The 20,287-nt window shown below is 40.0% G+C and carries 18 protein-coding genes and 4 tRNA genes; 21 read left to right on the forward strand and 1 reads right to left on the reverse strand.

The genetic code is table 11. The features are described from left to right. The first annotated feature begins 71 nt into the window (after nucleotides 1-71). From ychF to dnaB, 8 genes are all read left to right on the forward strand, one after another. Nucleotides 72-1,172, forward strand: a complete 1,101-nt coding sequence (gene ychF / locus COE25_RS23425) for a redox-regulated ATPase YchF (protein WP_088084871.1) — start codon at nucleotides 72-74, stop codon at nucleotides 1,170-1,172. 166 nt (nucleotides 1,173-1,338) lie between these two features. Continuing rightward, the gene (rpsF, locus tag COE25_RS23430) at nucleotides 1,339-1,626 is read left to right on the forward strand and encodes a 30S ribosomal protein S6 (protein ID WP_088084870.1); all 288 of its coding nucleotides are present in this window, start codon (nucleotides 1,339-1,341) and stop codon (nucleotides 1,624-1,626) included. Between the two features lie 59 nt (nucleotides 1,627-1,685). Then, nucleotides 1,686-2,204: a single-stranded DNA-binding protein gene (ssb, locus tag COE25_RS23435; protein WP_088084869.1), complete on the forward strand. Its 519-nt coding sequence runs from the start codon at nucleotides 1,686-1,688 to the stop codon at nucleotides 2,202-2,204. Nucleotides 2,205-2,252: 48 nt separating this feature from the next. Beyond that, nucleotides 2,253-2,492: a 30S ribosomal protein S18 gene (gene rpsR / locus COE25_RS23440; RefSeq protein WP_088084868.1), complete on the forward strand. Its 240-nt coding sequence runs from the start codon at nucleotides 2,253-2,255 to the stop codon at nucleotides 2,490-2,492. A 123-nt stretch (nucleotides 2,493-2,615) separates the two neighbouring features. Beyond that, entirely contained in the window at nucleotides 2,616-3,560 is a 945-nt protein-coding gene (locus tag COE25_RS23445; protein WP_088084867.1) for a YybS family protein, read from the forward strand. A gap of 25 nt (nucleotides 3,561-3,585) precedes the next feature. Further along, nucleotides 3,586-5,559, forward strand: a complete 1,974-nt coding sequence (locus COE25_RS23450; protein WP_098934350.1) for a DHH family phosphoesterase — start codon at nucleotides 3,586-3,588, stop codon at nucleotides 5,557-5,559. Further along, entirely contained in the window at nucleotides 5,556-6,005 is a 450-nt protein-coding gene (gene rplI / locus COE25_RS23455; protein ID WP_088084865.1) for a 50S ribosomal protein L9, read from the forward strand. Before COE25_RS23450 ends, rplI begins: the two co-directional genes overlap by 4 nt. Nucleotides 6,006-6,195: 190 nt before the next feature. Then, on the forward strand, nucleotides 6,196-7,551 hold the full coding sequence (gene dnaB / locus COE25_RS23460; RefSeq protein ID WP_088084864.1) for a replicative DNA helicase: 1,356 nt from the start codon (nucleotides 6,196-6,198) through the stop codon (nucleotides 7,549-7,551). Nucleotides 7,552-8,409: 858 nt separating this feature from the next. Here the strand turns inward: dnaB and COE25_RS31820 are convergent. After that, entirely contained in the window at nucleotides 8,410-8,766 is a 357-nt protein-coding gene (locus COE25_RS31820; protein ID WP_257208937.1) for a nuclease-related domain-containing protein, read from the reverse strand. A 215-nt stretch (nucleotides 8,767-8,981) separates the two neighbouring features. On the opposite strand from COE25_RS31820, the gene COE25_RS23470 reads away from it, so the two are divergent. From COE25_RS23470 to COE25_RS23530, 13 genes are all read left to right on the forward strand, one after another. Then, nucleotides 8,982-10,274 carry an adenylosuccinate synthase gene (locus COE25_RS23470; protein WP_098934351.1) on the forward strand — a complete coding sequence of 431 codons (1,293 nt, stop codon included), beginning with the start codon at nucleotides 8,982-8,984 and terminating at the stop codon, nucleotides 10,272-10,274. A 303-nt stretch (nucleotides 10,275-10,577) separates the two neighbouring features. Next, nucleotides 10,578-10,653: transfer RNA gene (locus COE25_RS23475), tRNA-Lys, on the forward strand. Between the two features lie 36 nt (nucleotides 10,654-10,689). Beyond that, nucleotides 10,690-10,761, forward strand: a tRNA-Glu gene (locus tag COE25_RS23480). 65 nt (nucleotides 10,762-10,826) lie between these two features. After that, nucleotides 10,827-10,903: transfer RNA gene (locus COE25_RS23485), tRNA-Asp, on the forward strand. A 7-nt stretch (nucleotides 10,904-10,910) separates the two neighbouring features. Continuing rightward, nucleotides 10,911-10,983: transfer RNA gene (locus tag COE25_RS23490), tRNA-Phe, on the forward strand. Nucleotides 10,984-11,376: 393 nt separating this feature from the next. Then, nucleotides 11,377-12,798 carry a peptidoglycan DD-metalloendopeptidase family protein gene (locus COE25_RS23495; protein ID WP_098934352.1) on the forward strand — a complete coding sequence of 474 codons (1,422 nt, stop codon included), beginning with the start codon at nucleotides 11,377-11,379 and terminating at the stop codon, nucleotides 12,796-12,798. 195 nt (nucleotides 12,799-12,993) lie between these two features. Then, nucleotides 12,994-13,704, forward strand: coding sequence for a response regulator YycF (gene yycF, locus COE25_RS23500; RefSeq protein WP_098934353.1), 711 nt, complete (start codon nucleotides 12,994-12,996; stop codon nucleotides 13,702-13,704). A 5-nt stretch (nucleotides 13,705-13,709) separates the two neighbouring features. Further along, nucleotides 13,710-15,536: a cell wall metabolism sensor histidine kinase WalK gene (walK, locus tag COE25_RS23505; RefSeq protein ID WP_098934354.1), complete on the forward strand. Its 1,827-nt coding sequence runs from the start codon at nucleotides 13,710-13,712 to the stop codon at nucleotides 15,534-15,536. Further along, entirely contained in the window at nucleotides 15,533-16,855 is a 1,323-nt protein-coding gene (locus COE25_RS23510; protein ID WP_098934355.1) for a YycH family regulatory protein, read from the forward strand. The genes walK and COE25_RS23510 overlap by 4 nt, the downstream gene beginning before the upstream one ends. After that, the gene (locus tag COE25_RS23515) at nucleotides 16,842-17,642 is read left to right on the forward strand and encodes a two-component system regulatory protein YycI (protein ID WP_098934356.1); all 801 of its coding nucleotides are present in this window, start codon (nucleotides 16,842-16,844) and stop codon (nucleotides 17,640-17,642) included. The genes COE25_RS23510 and COE25_RS23515 overlap by 14 nt, the downstream gene beginning before the upstream one ends. 6 nt (nucleotides 17,643-17,648) lie before the next feature. Continuing rightward, nucleotides 17,649-18,443 (forward strand): MBL fold metallo-hydrolase, encoded by a 795-nt coding sequence (locus tag COE25_RS23520; RefSeq protein WP_098934357.1) that lies wholly within the window; start codon nucleotides 17,649-17,651, stop codon nucleotides 18,441-18,443. Nucleotides 18,444-18,691: 248 nt separating this feature from the next. Beyond that, nucleotides 18,692-19,933, forward strand: coding sequence for a S1C family serine protease (locus tag COE25_RS23525; RefSeq protein ID WP_088084855.1), 1,242 nt, complete (start codon nucleotides 18,692-18,694; stop codon nucleotides 19,931-19,933). Between the two features lie 154 nt (nucleotides 19,934-20,087). Continuing rightward, complete coding sequence (locus COE25_RS23530) at nucleotides 20,088-20,246, forward strand: CxxH/CxxC protein (protein ID WP_088084854.1); 159 nt, start codon at nucleotides 20,088-20,090, stop codon at nucleotides 20,244-20,246. The last annotated feature ends 41 nt before the right edge of the window (nucleotides 20,247-20,287 follow it).

Here is a 20,287-nt window from a genome sequence, read left to right on the forward strand (position 1 = left end):
AAGACTTGTCTTTTTATTATCAGAACTAATTTTATTTAAAATAGATCTTATTTTTTTGAGGAGTGAAATAAATGGCATTAACAGCTGGTATCGTAGGTTTGCCGAACGTTGGTAAGTCTACTTTATTTAACGCAATTACCCAGGCAGGGGCAGAATCGGCCAATTACCCTTTCTGCACGATTGACCCGAACGTCGGAATCGTTGAAGTACCTGACGCCCGTCTGCAAAAATTAACTGAACTTGTTCAACCAAAAAAGACGGTTCCCACCGCTTTTGAATTTACCGATATTGCCGGGATTGTTAAAGGCGCAAGTAAAGGTGAAGGACTCGGAAATAAGTTCCTCTCACATATTCGCCAAGTGGATGCGATTTGCCAAGTAGTCCGCTGTTTTGCAGACGATAACATTACCCATGTATCTGGTAAAGTTGATCCTATCGATGATATTGAAGTCATTAACTTGGAGTTAATTCTTGCTGACATGGAATCGGTTGAAAAGCGGATTAACCGTGTTGAAAAATTGGCTAAGCAAAAAGATAAGGAAGCAGCGGCTGAATTCGAGGTCCTCTCCATGCTTCGCGATGCGTTTGAAGCAGAGAAACCAGCTCGTACCGTAGATTTTACGGAAGAACAAATGAAACTTGTTAAAGGACTTCATCTGTTAACAATCAAGCCTGTTCTTTATGTGGCCAACGTGAGTGAAGATGATATTGCCGATCCTTCTGACAATGAATATGTTCAAAAGGTCCGCGAATTTGCTGCTGCAGATAATGCAGAAGTGATCGTGATTTGTGCGAAGATTGAAGAGGAAATTGCTGAACTTGAAGGCGAAGAAAAGCAAATGTTCCTATCGGAGTTAGGAATTGAAGAATCCGGTCTTGACCAATTAATCCGTGCGGCCTATCACTTGCTCGGCTTAGCGACTTATTTCACAGCAGGTGTTCAAGAAGTTCGGGCCTGGACCTTCAGAAAAGGAATGAAGGCACCGCAATGTGCAGGAGTTATTCACTCTGATTTTGAACGCGGCTTTATTCGCGCCGAAACCGTTTCTTATGAAGATTTATTAGCAGCTGGCAGTCATACGGCAGCAAAAGAAGCGGGCAAGGTCCGTTTAGAAGGTAAAGAATATGAAGTAAAAGACGGCGACGTCATCCATTTCCGTTTCAACGTATAATATTCCAAGCTCTGCAGGATTTGCAGAGCTTTTTTAATTGGAAAAATCTCAATCCTGTGAATGAGATTGCTTTTGTTAAATAACTATGCTATAATTTCAACTTGTGAGTAATGAATAATTGCTCCTTGCCCAAATGGGCCGTTTAGACCAAAAGGAGGTGACTGTGATGAATAAGTACGAAATCATGTACATCATCCGCCCAAATATTGAAGATGAAGCTAAAAAGGCTCTTGTAGAGCGTTTTAATACAATTCTTCTTGATAACGGTGCGGAAACTGCTGAAACAAAGGATTGGGGTAAGCGTCGTTTAGCATATGAAATCAACGATTTCCGCGACGGATACTACGAAATCACTAAAACAACATCTTCAGCTGCTGCAGTACAAGAATTTTCTCGTCTTGCAAAAATCAGCGAAGATATCATTCGCCATCTAGTAATTAGAGAAGAAGCTTAATAATAGATTTGAAAATGTTTCATGTGAAACATTTTCTGAAAAAAAAGGAGTTGATTCTGATGATAAATCGTGTTGTTCTTGTTGGCCGTTTAACCAAAGACCCTGAACTGAAATATACACCAAATGGCATTGCGGTTGCTACATTTACTCTTGCAGTAAATCGTCAATTTTCAAATCCCCAAGGGGAACGTGAAGCAGACTTTCTTAACTGTGTAGTTTGGCGAAAGGCTGCTGAAAATGTTGCCAACTTCTTGAAAAAGGGCAGCTTAGCAGGTGTTGATGGTCGAATTCAAGTTCGTACTTACGAGCAGGATGGAAAACGTCAGTATTTTACTGAGATTGTGGCAGATAATGTTCAATTTCTTGAGCCTAGGGGTTCTTCAGGCGGAAATGGTAGAAACGACAACAATCAATTCGGTGCTCCACCAAGGGAACCTCAAGGGAATCCTTATGGCGGCGGCAATCAGAATCAACAACGTCAAAACCAAAACACGAATAATGGTTTCCAAAGAATGGACGAGGATCCGTTTGCAGGTAATGGTCAAATTGATATTTCCGATGACGACCTTCCATTCTAAACAACCTTAAATGAACGATAAACTAAAATGATAAAGGAGGGAATTTTCATGGCAGGAGGACGTAAAGGCGGTCGCGCAAAACGCCGTAAAGTATGTTATTTCACAGCAAACGGTATTTCTCGCATCGATTATAAAGATGTGGATTTACTTAAGAAATTTATCTCTGAGCGTGGAAAGATTTTACCACGTCGTGTAACTGGTACTAGCGCTAAATACCAACGTAAATTAACAGTTGCAATCAAACGTTCACGTCAAATGGCATTACTTCCATTTGTTGCAGGTGAATAAAAATAGATAAGTAAAAAGGCAGTTAGGGTTATCCCTGCTGCCTTTTTGTTATACTCTAGAGTTGAATAGAACACCTTATATCGCTAAAATAAAGAATAGCGTTGTAAAATTAGGGGTGAAGTAGTGAAAGATGTACGCAAGCTTACAGAGGGTGCTGTTCTTTTGGCGGCCTTTGCTGCACTATTATTAATAACGATTTATGTTCCTGTCGTTGGATCAATCCTAAACCTGGTACTGCCGCTGCCATTTATCATGTTTTCTGTTAAAAATAATCTGAAACTGATTGCCGCCTTTTTAGTAGCAGCCATATTTATTGCATTTATTGCAGGCTCTTTAATGGGTGTTGGCTTAATGTTGATTTATGGTTCGGTAGGTACCGTTATTGGCTATCTGCTCCAAAAAGGCAAGAGCCGGACGTTCATATTAATAGCTAGTTCCCTTACATTTATGGCTGGGCTAGTGATTTCATATGTTGTCATGGTTGCTTTTATGAAAATCGATATTATCCATGAACTTACTGTAGCGTTAAATGAATCAGTTAAAAGCTCTGAGGTAATGCTTAAAGCAATGGGAAGAGAAGACCAAGTTGAACTCTTAAAAGAGCAAAATGCCTTAATGCTTAAGCAAATCGTAACGCTTGCACCAAGTGCTCTGATTTTCGCTTCCATCCTTTCCTCTTTTATTACTCAATGGATTTGCTTTCCAATTGCGAAGAGGTTTGGGGTGAACGTACAGCCATGGGGCAGTTTTCGCAATCTTGTCCTGCCTAAAAGCCTTTTATGGTATTATTTAATTGCCTTAGGGATGATGCTGCTCTTTCATCCGCAAGAGGGAACTTACTTATATTCTGTTTTAATTAACGCCAGGTACATATTAGAGACATTTATCATGCTTCAGGGTCTGGCTCTTTTATTTTTTATTTTCCACCAAAAGTCGGTTGCAAAGGGACTTGCTGTATTAGTTGTAATTCTTACTTTCATGATTCCAATAGTCCGTTATATAATAATGTTATTAGGCATTACTGATTTAGGCTTTGATTTTCGAAAGCGATTTGAAATGAAAGAGTAAGATTCACGACTAGGAGCTGAAAATATTGCCTGCATTTTTAGAAAAGCGGTCGATTCGTTACCCTTTTTATGGGTTAATAGGCGTTACAGTGGTATTGATCATTGCCCTGTCCTTCTATAATTGGACCATTAGTGCAGCCGGGCTGTTTATCATGCTCTTCCCGCTCTACTATATGTTTGTTGTTGACCGTCGCCAAAGAAAAGAAATGGAAGAGTATATCGCGACCCTTTCTTACCGGGTTAAAAGGGTGGGCGAAGAAGCATTGATGGAAATGCCAATCGGGATTATGCTTATTAATGATGAGTATTATATCGAATGGACAAATCCATTTCTAGCCTCTTGTTTCGATGAGGATACCTTGGTCGGAAGATCACTTTATGATGTCGCAGATACGCTGATTCCGTTAATTAAACAAGAAGTAGAGACAGAAATCATTACGCTCCATGAACGAAAATTCCGTGTGATTCATAGACGGGAAGAACGGCTTTTATACTTTTTCGATGTGACTGAACAAAAGGAAATCGAGAAAATGTATCAAAATGACCGAACTGTCATTTCAATCATCTTTTTAGACAATTATGATGATCTTACCCAAGGAATGGATGACCAGATGCGTGGCAGCATTAATAATTTGGTGACGTCAATCCTGAATAAATGGGCGCAGGATAATGGGATCTTTTTAAAAAGAATTTCATCTGAACGATTTATGGCTGTGTTTAGTGAAGGAATTCTTCAGAAGTTGGAAAAAGGTAAATTTACGATTCTTGATGAAGTAAGAGAGATGACTTCCAAACAAAACGTCTCATTTACCTTAAGTATTGGCGTCGGAACAGGCGTTTCTTCCCTGCCAGAATTGGGGGTTTTAGCCCAATCCAGCTTGGACTTAGCCTTAGGCAGAGGCGGCGATCAAGTGGCCATTAAACTGGCAAGTGGCAAGGTGAAGTTCTATGGCGGTAAAACGAATCCAATCGAAAAGAGAACCAGGGTTAGGGCACGGGTCATTTCGCATGCCTTAAGGGATTTAATTATGGCAAGTGATAAAGTCATCATTATGGGCCATAAACATCCGGATATGGATTCGATTGGCGCTAGCATTGGCATTTATAAAGTAGCCCAAATGAATCAGAAGGATGCTTATATCGTTGTTAACATGCAGGAAATAGACAATGCCGTCAAACGGCTCATGTCGGAAATCCGCAATCAAGAGCAATTATTTTCACATTTTATTGGTCCAGAAGAGGCGCTTGAAATCGCATCTGATAAAACCCTGCTCGTCGTCGTCGATACCCATAAACCTTCCATGGTCATGGAAGAACGGCTTCTTAATAAAATTGACAATGTCGTTGTGATTGACCATCATCGCCGCGGTGAGGATTTTATCCAAAATCCGTTACTTGTATACATGGAACCTTATGCCTCATCGACATCAGAGCTTGTGACTGAGTTTCTTGAATATCAGCCAAAACGGGGTAAAATTGAAATGATTGAAGCGACCGCCCTGTTAGCAGGAATCATCGTCGATACAAAAAGTTTTACGTTACGAACAGGCTCAAGAACGTTTGATGCGGCCTCCTATCTAAGAGCACATGGAGCAGATACGATCCTCGTTCAAAAGTTTTTAAAAGAAGATGTTGATACATATATCAAACGTTCCAAGTTAATTGAGTCTGTTACCTTTTACCGTGATGGGATTGCCATTGCAAAAGGAACTGCAAATGACTTTAATGATCAAGTGATTATTGCCCAAGCAGCGGATACATTGTTAACAATGGACGGAGTGCTTGCTTCCTTTGTTATCTCCGAACGCAGTGAAGGGGTCATTGGCATCAGTGCAAGGTCACTCGGAAACATCAATGTCCAAATAATTATGGAAGCCTTAAAAGGCGGAGGGCACCTGACTAACGCCGCCACACAGCTGAGTGGTTTATCGATCGCAGAAACGGAAAGTAAATTAAAGCTAGCAATTGATGAATATTTTGAAGGAGTGAAAAAAGAATGAAAGTAATTTTCTTAAAAGACGTGAAAGGTAAAGGGAAAAAGGGCGAAGTCAAGAATGTAGCTGATGGTTATGCCCATAACTTTTTAATTAAACAAGGTTTAGCAAAGGAAGCCAATAACGCGAATATTAGTACGCTGGATGCACTTAAGAAGAAGGAAGAAAAAGCAGCTGCCGAAGAATTAGCGGAAGCACAAAAATTAAAAGAGGTATTGGATCAGATTACGGTGGAATTAAATGCTAAAGCTGGTGAAGGCGGCCGCTTATTTGGTTCGATTACAACAAAGCAGATTGCTGAAGAATTACAAAAGAAACATGGTATTAAAATTGATAAACGCAAAATGGAATTAGCGGATGCGATTCGTACGCTTGGCCACACAAAGGTTCCAGTAAAGCTTCATCATGAAGTAGTCGCAACGTTAACCGTTTCTGTTACAGAAGTAAAATAAAAATTTTCCCAGTGCGAAATCGCTGTGGAACATGATAGAATATAAAATGTAATCAACGACATGTGATCGGTCTTAACTGGTCACTTTTTTCTTTTTTGGATAGGATATGATAGTTTAGAACTTTGATAATTGTTGAGCTTTTGCTATTTTAATATAAATCATCCTCTTCATGATAGGAGGTTTTTGATAGATGAATGACTTATATGCGGACCGGATGCCGCCGCAAAATATAGAGGCCGAACAGGCTGTTTTAGGGGCGATTTTTTTAGAACCTGCCTCTTTGATTTTAGCTTCAGAAATATTAATTCCTGAGGATTTTTATCGTGCTTCCCACCAAAAAATATTTAATGTCATGCTTAGTCTAAATGACCAAGGGAAAGCAGTTGACTTAGTTACGGTAACTGAGGAGCTTTCAGCTGCCAAACTGATTGAAGATACAGGCGGGGTTAGTTATTTAGGGGAATTGGCCGCCTCTGTTCCGACAGCAGCAAATATTGAGTATTATGCAAGAATAGTAGAAGAAAAATCATTACTTAGAAGATTAATTCGTACCGCAACGAGCATTGCTTCGGATGGGTATTCCCGCGAAGATGAAGTGGAAGCTCTCTTAAGTGAAGCGGAAAAAAGTATTATGGAAGTGGCCCAGCGAAAGAATGCCGGTGCTTTCCATAATATCAAGGATGTACTTGTGCGTACGTATGACAATATTGAGGAAATGCATAACCGTGTTGGGGACATTACGGGTATTTCAACAGGATTTGCGGAACTGGACCGAATGACAGCAGGATTCCAGCGTAATGACTTAATTATTGTTGGCGCTCGTCCTTCCGTGGGTAAAACAGCGTTTGCCTTGAATATTGCAGCCAATGTGGCGACGAAAACGAATGAAAATGTCGCGATTTTTAGTCTAGAGATGGGTGCCGAACAGCTGGTTATGCGTATGCTTTGTTCGGAGGGGAATATCGATGCGCAAAGGCTTCGTACAGGTTCTCTGACGGATGAAGACTGGGGTAAGCTGACGATGGCGATGGGCAGCTTGTCGAGTTCAGGGATTTTTATCGATGATACTCCAGGGGTACGAATCAGTGATATCCGTTCCAAATGCCGCCGTCTCCAGCAGGAGCATGGTTTAGGCATGATTTTAATTGATTATTTGCAGCTGATCTTAGGAAGCGGACGATCTGGTGAAAACCGTCAGCAGGAAGTTTCTGAGATTTCACGTTCCCTAAAGCAATTAGCACGTGAATTAAAGGTTCCTGTTATTGCCCTTTCTCAGCTCTCCCGTGGTGTCGAGCAGCGTCAAGATAAACGCCCGATGATGTCCGATATCCGTGAATCCGGAAGTATTGAGCAGGATGCCGATATCGTGGCGTTCTTGTATCGTGATGACTACTATGATAAGGAATCAGAGAATAAGAATATTATCGAGATCATTATTGCGAAGCAGCGTAACGGCCCGACTGGAACAGTGTCGTTAGCCTTTGTAAAGGAATATAATAAGTTCGTTAACCTCGAGACACGGTATAATGATCCGCCGGGTGCATAGATTAAGGCTAGCCAAGTTTTTTTGGCTAGCCTTTTTTGTGTTTAGATTAATAGCGACTATTGGTCGTGGAGGCTTAGATAATGGATCAGCGGTAATTAGTGGAAGTGACTAATGCCCGTGGATGTAGAAAAAGAGGTGGAACGGTAACCATAGGAAGTGCGTGATGCCTTTTGAGGTTGAAAAAATGACTCAACGTTAATCAAAGGAGCTCATGATACTCTCCCGCCCCTTTGAGTGAAATTCATTTACATAGTGCACATGATTTAATAAAAGGTATCACTTAGGACTGACTAATCATTCGAAAAGACATAATTTGCAGATTTACCGTGCCCTATGTATTTAAAGTTCCTTGCAAAAATCCTCCTAATAGTTTTCTCCGACTTAATAATCTTACACCACTCCAAAATAGCCATTGTGGTAATTTTTTGATCAGGAAAAAGAAGCATCAATTCAGTTACACTTCGTAAAACAGCTGACTCTACTCCCTCCGTGCAGCCACACAATTGCCACACACCAATTTCGTTCCCTTTAGATCAGAAAAAAAGGAGTAGCATTTCGGGCAAAGGGTCCCTTTTTCCAATTGGCCATAAGCGTATGCTGGTAAGCGCGGGTACGGTAGGTCGATTAGATGAAGAGCTACTAATTGCTCAGCTAATTTGAAGTGTCTTTTATTCAATTTTGCCGGCTTCGTATTTAACCTTTTCAAAAAGCGGTTCAGCTGTGTTGGAAAAACAATAGAAGGATTTATTGAGGTTTGATATAAATGAAACTCAGGGTTAATGAAGATAAGGTAGGATTCCAGCGGATAATGATAACCGAGGTCGCGGAGCAAGGATCGAAGTAAAGTTTCACAACGGCTCAATTGGTGTAACGGATTCTTTCCGTCTTTTTAGCGCTAATATACCATTTATCACCTTCAACATAGTGGTCACCTTCATAATTTTTCACATCTAAAGGGTAAATGGTGTCCTGAGAAATAAGTAAGGTATCAATTTTAAATTTAGAATTGTTATACTCAAGTAATAAATCATGGATAATAAGCCAATCCTGGGAAAGCCCCTCTAACCATATATCACTCTTTTGCTCCCCTTCGTATCCTTTTTTAAGATTTAAATAGTTAGTTACTTCTTTGTCTGATAAACTCATTCGAACATTTAAAGATCTTAAAATTATTATTTCCGATCGCTCTTGCCGATGGTAATAATCATATTCCACATCCTTATCATTATTTTACGAAACTATAATTCTATTTTATGGAAAAATATTCAGATTTACAAGTTGGGATATTAATAGATTCCTAAATTAATATTTTACGAACATAATAATATATACTTATATAAAACGTTCGTGTTTTGTTTGCTTTTAGCCATGAAAGTTGGTAAACTTGTGTATGGAAAATAGAAAACGTATTTAATTTGGAGGTGCCTTATATGTCATCAGTAGTAGTGGTTGGGACGCAATGGGGAGATGAAGGAAAGGGTAAAATTACCGATTTCCTTTCAGAAAATGCCGAGGCAATTGCCCGTTACCAGGGAGGAAACAATGCAGGCCATACCATTAAGTTCAATGGAGAAACATACAAATTACATCTAATTCCATCAGGAATATTTTATAAAGAAAAAATCTGTGTCATTGGAAATGGTATGGTTGTTGATCCAAAGGCACTTGTAACCGAACTTGCCTACTTACATGAAAAGGGCGTTACAACCGATAATCTTCGTATCAGTAACCGGGCCCATGTCATCCTTCCATATCACATAAAACTTGATGCAGTGGAAGAGGAAAGTAAGGGCGCTAATAAAATTGGAACGACTAAAAAAGGGATTGGACCTGCCTATATGGATAAGGCAGCTCGCGTGGGGATTAGAATCGCTGACCTGCTCGAACACGATGTATTTGAAGAAAAGCTTGATCGTAATTTACAAGAGAAAAATCGTTTGTTTGAACGTATTTATGAGACTACAGGATTTACGAAGGAAGAAATCCTAGAAGAGTATTATGAATATGGTCAGCAAATTAAACAATATGTTTGTGATACATCAGTTGTATTGAATGATGCTTTGGATGAAGGCAAACGGGTTCTTTTTGAAGGCGCACAGGGTGTCATGCTTGATATTGACCAAGGTACATACCCATTCGTGACCTCATCTAACCCAGTAGCCGGCGGTGTGACGATTGGGTCTGGTGTCGGACCATCTAAAATCACTCATGTGGTTGGAGTGTGTAAGGCATACACTTCTCGTGTTGGTGATGGACCTTTCCCTACTGAACTAAATGATGAAATCGGCGATCGCATCCGCGAAGTTGGTCGTGAATACGGCACGACAACTGGGCGTCCTCGTCGAATTGGCTGGTTTGACAGTGTGGTAGTTCGCCATGCTCGCCGTGTAAGTGGCTTAACCGACCTGTCCCTCAACTCGATTGATGTACTATCGGGTCTTGAGACATTAAAGATTTGTACTGCATATCGTTATAAAGATGAATTGATTACAGAATATCCTGCAAGCTTAAAGGTTTTATCTCAGTGCGAACCTGTCTATGAAGAATTACCTGGCTGGAGTGAGGATATTACTGGAGTTAAAACATTAGATGAATTACCTGAAAATGCACGTCATTACGTGGAACGTGTAACACAGCTTACTGGAATTCCGTTAACAACCTTCTCTGTCGGACCAGATCGTAATCAAACAAATGTAGTCCGCAGCCCATGGAGACAAATTTAATTATTAACTTAACTAATGGAGCCCTCTAATTAGAGGGCTTCAAATCTTTTGAAAAGTTTTTTTGAAAAAAGTATTGCGTTTAATAGATAGTCCGTGCTATTATAAAAAGCGTCGTCACAATACGACAAAGTTTTTGAAACGAAATAAAAGATTTTTTGTACGAGCCATTAGCTCAGTTGGTAGAGCACGATCGAATAAGCTTCCTTGAAATAGCATCAGGGCACACGCCGAGCTGCTACTTGAATAAGCTTACTGAGGCGTGGGCATCCGGCGAATTAATGGATTAGAGAATTATTTTTGTACGAGCCATTAGCTCAGTTGGTAGAGCATCTGACTTTTAATCAGAGGGTCGAAGGTTCGAGTCCTTCATGGCTCACCAAAGTTTTTTGCTTTAGCAAAATAACTTTCAATATATGGCCCCTTGGTCAAGCGGTTAAGACACCTCCCTTTCACGGAGGTAACACGGGTTCGAGTCCCGTAGGGGTCATGGCTTTTGATTGTCAGTAAGAGGCTGGCAAGGACGGTTTCCTTGCTGACAATCAATTAAATAATGGTCTGGTAGTTCAGTTGGTTAGAATGCCTGCCTGTCACGCAGGAGGTCGCGGGTTCGAGTCCCGTCCAGACCGCCATATAAGTGGCTCAGTAGCTCAGTCGGTAGAGCAAAGGACTGAAAATCCTTGTGTCGGCGGTTCGATTCCGTCCTGAGCCATAAAAAGAGAAGCTTGCATTTGCAGGCTTCTCTTTTTAGTTAAAAATTGCGATTGCAATCCCTGTGTAATAAAACCACCTCGTTTTTACAAAAGATCCATGAGTTTTTGTCGATTATTGTTATAATTTCATCCTCCACCTTCTGGACTAGAAAAACCCTTATTTAATAGGGCCTTTCCCCTACTTTTTAAAAAGAAAAACAAGGAAATCTAATTAGAATATTTCACTTAAATGTAGGTAAATGTCAGTAATTATACATTTTTGTTACAGTATAAAGACTATTAATCTATTTACAAAAAATTATGTTAAAGTATAGAAGGTCTAAAATACTGGGGAATTCTTAAGTGGGTAAACACTAGATTAAGAGGGTTTTACCGTGGTTTAGGGAGGATAAATGCTACTTTTCAATAAGATATCAAAAACAAAAAAGTTATTTCTCAAGACAACGATGGCTACTACAATCGCTTCATCGCTGATTGCATTTAGTAACGGACCGGTCGCTTTTGCCGATACATCAAATTCAACCAAGGATTATGACGTATATCTGGATGGTACATATATAGGAAATGTTGCAGATAAAGCTGTAGTAAATAAAATAATTGCTGCAAAAGTCGATAACAGCAACAATATCGATCAACAGGTGCAAAACATTCCATATCAAGTATTTCCTTCTTCTGCAAACAAGCAAGAAACAGTCCGAACTATTAAGAGTATATTCCAACTTCAAACAGAGGCCTCTGCGATTATTATTGATGGTAAGCCCGTTGTTTACGTAGATAATCAAAATACAGCTGAAGAAGTTATGAAGAAGTTGATCCAACATTACGTGCCGGAGGATCAATTAACCGAACTTAAGGCCAGAAAAGCTTCCGTCAATTCGACATTACCAGCATTAAAAGAAAATGCGTCTCGTCTATTAGACGTTCGATTATCAAAAAATGTTTCCTTTTCAGTAGAAAATATTGTTCCAGAAAAAATGATGTCAGCCGAAGAAGCAGTAACCTTTTTACAAAAAGGTACATTAGAAGAACACAAATATGTGATTAAAGAAGGCGATGTGCTCGAAATGATTGCACAAGACCACGACTTGACACTGGCGGAGATCTTAGCAGTGAATCCCGGACTGAAAGGGAAAACGCTCTTAAAAATCGGCGAAAAAATTAATATTACCGTACCAAAGCCATTTATCGAAGTGATTGTGGATAAAGAGGTAAATAAAAAGGAAGAAATTCCATTTAAAAATACAGTTGTTGAAGACTCTTCCTTGCTAAAAGGTGAGACAAAGGTAAAACAAGAGGGTAAAAGTGGCTCGCGGTCTGTTACCTATAAAATTACTGAACAAAAGGGTGTAGCAGTGCAGAAAGTGGAGTCAAATGCAACAGTCCTTGAACAGCCTGTGAATCAGATTGTTATCAAAGGAACAAAAGTCATTCCGTCTCGTGGAGAAGGAAACTTTGCCTGGCCGACTGTAGGTGGGTATGTATCCAGTAAACAAGGGCCTAGATGGGGCAGAATGCACAAAGGTATTGATATTGCCAGACCAAGCAACAGAACAATAAAGGCAGCCGATAATGGCGTCGTTGTTTCTGCTGGCTGGGGCGGCGGTTATGGGAATAAAATTGTCATTGACCATAAAAATGGTTACCGTACCCTTTATGGACACATGTCGTCGCTCAAGGTTAGGGTAGGCCAGACGGTTTCAAAGGGTACTAGTATAGGTGTAATGGGAGCTACTGGAGATGCAACAGGTGTACACTTGCATTTTGAAGTGTATAAGAATGGCAGCCTAGTAAATCCACTTTCCTATTTAAGATAAAAGGTAAGTCTCTAGTTGGCACTAGAGGCTTTTCTTTATTCTTAGAGAATTGTCTGGCTCCAGACCCCAGATCTTTCCAAATAGTACTTATAGGTGAATTTATGCCAATAACATGATACAGTAATCTAGTATAGTTATGACTTCTAGAGCATTTGTTAAATAGATTAGATCGACTAAATGATAAGGAGAGATGGTATGGAAAAGAAAATTCTTGTAGTTGATGATGAAAAGCCAATTGCTGATATCTTACAGTTTAACTTAAAAAAAGAAGGTTACGTTGTCTATTGTGCTTATGACGGAAACGAAGCACTCCAGTTGGTTGATGAAATCGAACCTGACTTAATCCTCTTAGATATTATGCTTCCATTACGAGACGGGATGGAAGTTTGCCGTGAAGTCCGCAAGAAGTATGAAATGCCGATTATTATGTTGACTGCCAAAGACTCTGAAATTGACAAAGTCTTAGGTCTTGAACTCGGTGCTGATGATTATGTAACCAAACCGTTTAGTACAAGAGAATTGATTGCGCGCGTAAAAGCTAACTTGCGCCGTCACCAGCAAATTTTGACGCAGCCAGATGCAGAGAACGAAACCAATGAAATTGAAATTGGTTCACTTATTATCCATCCAGATGCTTATGTCGTTTCAAAGCGGGGCGAGACAATCGAGCTTACACACCGTGAATTTGAATTGCTTTACTATTTGGCTAAACATATCGGTCAAGTGATGACGAGGGAACACCTCCTTCAAACGGTTTGGGGTTACGATTACTACGGAGACGTGCGGACCGTTGATGTAACTGTTAGAAGATTGCGGGAAAAAATTGAGGACAGCCCGAGTCATCCAACGTGGATTGTCACTCGCCGCGGAGTTGGATACTATTTGCGGAATCCTGAACAGGAGTAAGATGAATGAGAAAGGTTGGTTTCTTTCGCTCTATAAACGTCAAATTCGTTATCATCTATGTCCTCCTTATTTTAGTAGCCATGCAAATTATCGGCGTTTATTTTGTCAATCAGCTTGAAGAAACATTACGGACAAACTTCCAGACTTCGATAAAGCAACGGGTGGATTTGCTTGCCTACAATCTGGTTGAGGAAATGGAGAAAGAGAGAACGCCTGAAGATCCAACACGCGAAGAGGATATCAAAAAAATCCTTAGAGACTTTGATGCAGGTGATATTTCGGAAGTTCGGGTGATTGAAAACAGGTCCCTTAAAATTCTTGGTACCTCACATCCCAGTAACCAAGGGGTGGTTGGACAAAGGACAACAGAGCTCCGAATCAAACAATCAATGGTGTTAGAAGAGGATCAAAGCGCAATATTAATCGACCCCCAAACAGGCCATCGGATTTGGGTCCTCTCTACTCCAATTATGTCTGGTAAAAAAGTAATTGGTGCGATCTACCTTGTCGCAAAAATAGAAAATGTCTTTGAACAAATGAAAACTATTAATGGGATTTTTGCTACAGGGACAGCGATTGCCTTATCGATTACAGCTATATTAGGGATATTATTAGCCCAAACCATCACAAGGCCGATTGCAGATATGAAGAAGCAGGCCTTAGCGATGACCAAGGGTAATTTTTCAAGGAAAGTAAGAGTATATGGCAATGATGAAATTGGGACACTGGCTGTTACGTTTAATAATTTAACGAAAAAGCTCCAGGAAGCACAGGCCATGACCGAAGGGGAACGTCGGAAGCTGTCATCTGTTTTGTCCTATATGACGGATGGTGTAATTGCTACGGACCGGAAAGGGCGGGTTATTTTAATCAATGAACCAGCGGCAGAAATGCTGAATGTTTCACGTGAAACAGTTCTGACCGAGCCAATTGTAACGTTATTAGATTTAGATGATACCAATTCCTTCGAAGACTTATTGGAGGAAAAGGATTCGATCATTTTAGATTACAGTACAAAAACCGAGCGTTATTTCCTGCGTGCCAATTTCTCTGTGATTCAAAAAGAGACGGGCTTTGTCAATGGATTAATTGCGGTTTTGCATGATATCACGGATCAAGAAAAAATTGACGCCGAACGAAGAGAGTTTGTCGCCAATGTATCCCATGAACTTAGGACACCGCTAACGACAATGAGGAGTTATTTAGAAGCTCTTGCAGATGGTGCCTGGCGGGATGAGGAGATTGCTCCGGAATTTTTAGAAGTGACGCGGACCGAAACAGAAAGAATGATTCGCTTGGTCAATGACCTGCTCCAGCTTTCAAAAATGGATAGTACGGATTACAGGCTGAAAATCGAATGGGTAAACTTCGTTGACTTCTTCCACCGCATCATTGACAGGTTTGAAATGTCGAAGGAACAAAACGTCACCTTTAAAAGAAAACTCCCGAATCATGTGATATTTGTTGAAATTGATGAAGATAAAATGACACAGGTTTTATACAATATTATTTCAAATGCCTTAAAGTATTCACCTGAAGGCGGAAACGTCACTTTTTCGATTAAAGAAAAGGACGATAAAATGATTGTCAGCGTACAAGATCAAGGCATGGGGATTCCGAAAGAGAATATTGGAAAGATTTTTGACCGTTTTTATCGTGTCGATAAAGCGAGAACTCGGAAACTAGGCGGGACAGGCCTAGGTCTGGCCATTGCAAAGGAAATGGTTAATGCTCATGGCGGAGCAATCTGGGCAACAAGTGAGGAAGGGAAAGGAACAAAGATTTCCTTTTCACTCCCATATGAACGTTCTGAAGAGGATGAATGGTCATGAGATACGAAAATATTAAATCAGGGATTTTAACCTTTTTAGTTCTGGTTAGTATTCTTTTAACATGGAATCTTTGGACCTACCAGCCTAATTACGACACGATGGAAAAAAGTAATACGGTTGCTGAAGTCACCTTAAGTGAAAAACAAGAGGTCCAAAAGATCGTCAGGCCTGACCAGGTGTTTTTTCACGTGAAGGGTCAGCATTATGGAACCAATAACACGGAAGAGATCGAAAAGGTTCTTAAGCAATTAAGCAGTTGGGCCTTTTTTGATGTAAAAAAATATACAAACGAAGTGAAAAACATCAAGGAATTAATCCATGGCAGCGGCAATGCGGAAATTATTTTTCCAGGAGAAGTCCCGATTGAGTTATATCGCAGTGTCTTAAATATTGAAGGTAAAAAAATACCTTCTTTCACCTTCAATCGAATCATTGTCAATGTTGAGAATTCAGAAAAGGAAAATGGGATTGTTTATTTTGTTTCCACTGAACATCAGCAAGTATATATAAGTCATATTTCTTCCGCTCATTTAAGTGAATTTAATCGTAATATTTATAAAAATGCAGCGCAGTTCCCACGTCATTTCGCCTATGAAGCTTCTGAATGGCGGACGATTTTTCTTCCAGAAACTGAAACAGAAATGACAACCTATAAATATTTGCCTGTTAATCTTGATTCAGAGGAATTTAAAGAAGCACTTTTCAGCGACCCTAGTTTTGTGCAAAAAAGCTTCGTCCCTTCAGGGGAGGAATATACGAACGATTCTAGTAAAATGACGTTGAATTTCGAAAGTAACGTCCTGCGCTATGTCAATCCAACCGTGGAAGAGAATTTTGTTAATAGCTCTTATGATTTAGTCAAACGGAGTATTGACTTTGTGAATGAACATGGCGGCTGGACAGACCCTTATCGCTATGTTGATAAAAACGAACTTAATCACTCCGTAACCTTTCGTTTATACAGCATCGAAGGCTATCCCGTCTTTAACGGAAACGGGATTGCTGAAATTAGTGAGGTTTGGGGTCGAGATGAAATCAATCAATATATTCGGCCAAATATTTCTTTGGAGCTTCCCCTTACAACGGAAATGAAAAAGGTCACACGCCCATCAGGGCATGATGCACTGGAATTTTTACAAAACAAAAAGAATTTTAAGCCAGGTCTTCTTGAAGAAATGATCTTGGGCTATCGGATGGAAAGGGATTCAGATGAGAATAAGCTAATCCTTTTAGAACCCGCCTGGTTCTATCGCTATGATAAAACATGGGGGCAGATTACGATGGAAGACCTAGGAGGACTGCAGCATGGATTGGAGTAAGATTAAAACCATTTTTATTATAACGTTCTTAATTTTAGATGTTTATCTCTTATTTCAATTCATGAAAGTCCGTGATGCCAATAAATATGAGGTGATTACTGAGGCCTCGTTTGAAGAAAAACTGAAAGCGGATGAAATCAAATTTGTGGACCTTCCCAAGGATCCCATTAAGGCTCAATACCTCAGTGCAAAGCCTAAGATGTTTAATCAAGAAGATATTAAAAAACTTAAGGGGCAGAGTGTTGTTCTAAGCGGAATCGGGACCACCTCTCTCCATGCCAAATTAGAGAAACCACTGCAGTTAACTAATAAGTTTGAACCGGCAGAGCTTTCTTCTTTTTTAATGAATAATGTTCTTTTTGGAGACTATTATCAATTTGGAGAGAAAAGTGACAAAGATCAAACGATCACTTACTATCAACGATCAGAGAATTTCCCGTTGTTTAAGAATATTAATGGGATGATCATATTTAAAGTGGATGAAGATAATCAAATTGTTTCTTATGAACAGACCTTCCTGGAGGAAATGGAAACTTTAACAGCAAAAGAAGAAATTCTTAAGCCGTTAAAGGCAATTGAAACCTTGCACCAGAAAGGGATGTTGAAGTCGAAGAGTAAAATTACCAGGGTAGAGCTTGGCTACTCTACACTCATCCAGTTGGCTGCTTCACAAGTATTAGCACCAACTTGGCGCTTTGAGGTGGATGGTAAGGAGAGCCTGTTTGTGAACGCATTTGAAGGGCAGATTATTCAATTTAACAGCGATGAAAATAGTAAATTGGAGTGAAATAGCATGTCTTTAAGTTATAGCATTCTTGCAAGCGGGAGTACGGGAAACGCCCTTTATGTGGAGTCTGATGAACATTCGTTTCTAGTTGATGCTGGGTTTAGTGGTAAGCAAATGGAGGCACTGTTTGGACAAATTGACCGTGATATTAGTAAACTTTCCGGAATATTTGTCACGCATGAACACAGTGACCATATTAAAGGCATTGGGGTTCTCGCCCGTAAATATCAGTTGCCTGTATACGCGAATGAAAAAACATGGCGGGCGATGGAACACTCGGTCGGCGCGATTCCAACGGAGCAAAAGTTTGTTTTCAATATGGAAACAGTGAAGAGCTTTGGTGCTGTTGATATTGAATCATTCGGGGTATCACATGATGCAGCAGAACCCATGTTTTACGTTTTTCATCATGGAGGGAAAAAACTTGTCTTAATCACGGATACAGGCTATGTCAGTGACAGGATGAAGGGGACCATCTCCAATGCAGATGTGTATATTTTTGAATCCAACCATGATGTTCAAATGCTGCGGATGGGCAGATACCCATGGAATATTAAACGAAGAATTTTAAGTGATGTGGGCCATGTTTCCAATGAGGACGCAGCCTTTGCGATGAGTGATGTGGTTGGCGAACAAACCAAGCGAATTTATCTTGCCCATTTAAGCATGGATAATAACATGAAGGACTTAGCAAAAATGGCGGTAACACAAACCCTTCAGGAGCGTGGGCTGATTGTTGGCGAACAATTTGGCCTTTACGATACAGACCCGAAAATCCCGACTGCCTTAACGGCTGTGTAAGCATTTTAAAAGAATGAAGAGCCTTTTTATAGGCACTTCATTCTTTTTTTATTGGCTATGTTGATTGAAGCGAAGCGCCTGGAGCGCAAATCAACAGGCCATTATTTATGAAAAAACTATGAACAAAGTCGTAAGTTTTTATTAATACAAGGTAATTATTTAGTAATTTATAGATGAACGAGTATAATTGTAATTATAAGCCAAAATAAACGGTAGCAATCTTTTCGGAAAGTGAGGAATGATGTAAAGTGGGTTATTATGATGATCATTCACAAAACCGCTTCAGGGAACAGAAAGGAAACAGGGGTGGAGTTTTCCTAGCCAGCGTAGTTGGTGCGATACTTGGTGCCATTTTAGTAATCATTGCTATTCCAGCCTTATCCAATCGTGGATTCCTCCCCTACCAAATTGATACAAATGAAAACAATGCAGTAGAATCAACTAACAATAATAATGATCAGAATATCATCCAAAAACAGGTTTCCTATGATGTGAACACAAATACAACGAAGGCAGTTGAAAAAGCAGCTGATGCGGTTGTCGGAATTAATAATATCCAGTCCACCAGCTTTTGGTCAGATGATCAAGCCGATTCAGAGGAAGAAGCCGCTGGAACAGGCTCTGGAGTTGTCTATAAGAAGGCTGGAGGTAAAGCTTTCGTTGTCACAAACCATCATGTGGTTGAAGGGGCGACAAAGCTGGAAGTAAGCTTGATCGACGGTACAAAGATCCCTGCTAAGCTGCTCGGCAGTGATGTCTGGACTGATTTGGCTGTCCTCGAGGTCGATGCGGACAAGATAAAAAAGGTAGCTGAATTTGGTGATTCCGATAGTTTAAAAATGGGTGAACCTGTTATCGCGATTGGGAACCCGCTTGGCGCAACCTTTTCAGGTTCGGTCACACAAGGAATTATCTCTGGACTTAAGCGGACGATTCCGGTTGATATTAATCAGGATGGATTAATTGATTGGAATGCAGAAGTACTGCAAACCGATGCGGCCATTAACCCAGGAAACAGCGGCGGGGCCTTAATTAATATTACCGGCCAGCTAGTTGGAATTAACTCAATGAAAATTGCGCAAAATGCAGTTGAAGGAATAGGATTATCCATCCCAATCAATTCGGCCCGGCCAATTATCGATGCTCTTGAAAAGTTTGGAACGGTCAAACGTCCATATATGGGAGTGGATTTAAAATCAGTCTCTGAAATTCCAGCCTACTATCAAGAAGAAGCGTTGAAATTGCCTCGATCAATCAATTATGGTGTAGCCTTACGACAAGTCGTACCAAATTCGCCAGCCGCTCAAGCAGGCTTGCAAGAGTTGGATGTCATCGTTGAGATGGATGGGCAAAAAATTAACGACGTCATTGATCTTCGGAAACATTTGTACGAGAAAAAGAAAATTGGCGAGCAATTGGAGATTAAATATTACCGTGAAGGTAAGTTGAAGCAAACGACATTAAGATTAGCAGCAGAAACAACTCAATAAAAGCGTGGGTAAAACAGGAAAGTGAACCGTTCACTTTCCTGTTTTTATTTGTGTTATGATGTATAAGTTATTGAGTTATTTCGTATGACAGGATGATATAAAGTAAACAATAGCTTTAATGAAATGAATAAGTGTAGGAAAGGTGAAGTAGAAAATGATTTATTGCTGTGAGGAACATGTGGATATAGCCTTAGATACGATTGTGGATGATTTTGAGACTTTTCCCGTTTTGTCGAAAATAGATGTGGATAACTTATCAACAAACTGTGAATATTGTCAAAATACGGCTACATATGTTGTGGCGAACAAATGATTCCATACAAGATGTGGATAAAAATTGTGAATATGTGGATA

The organism is Bacillus sp. AFS031507, from assembly GCF_002584635.1.
GTDB lineage: Bacteria > Bacillota > Bacilli > Bacillales > Cytobacillaceae > Neobacillus.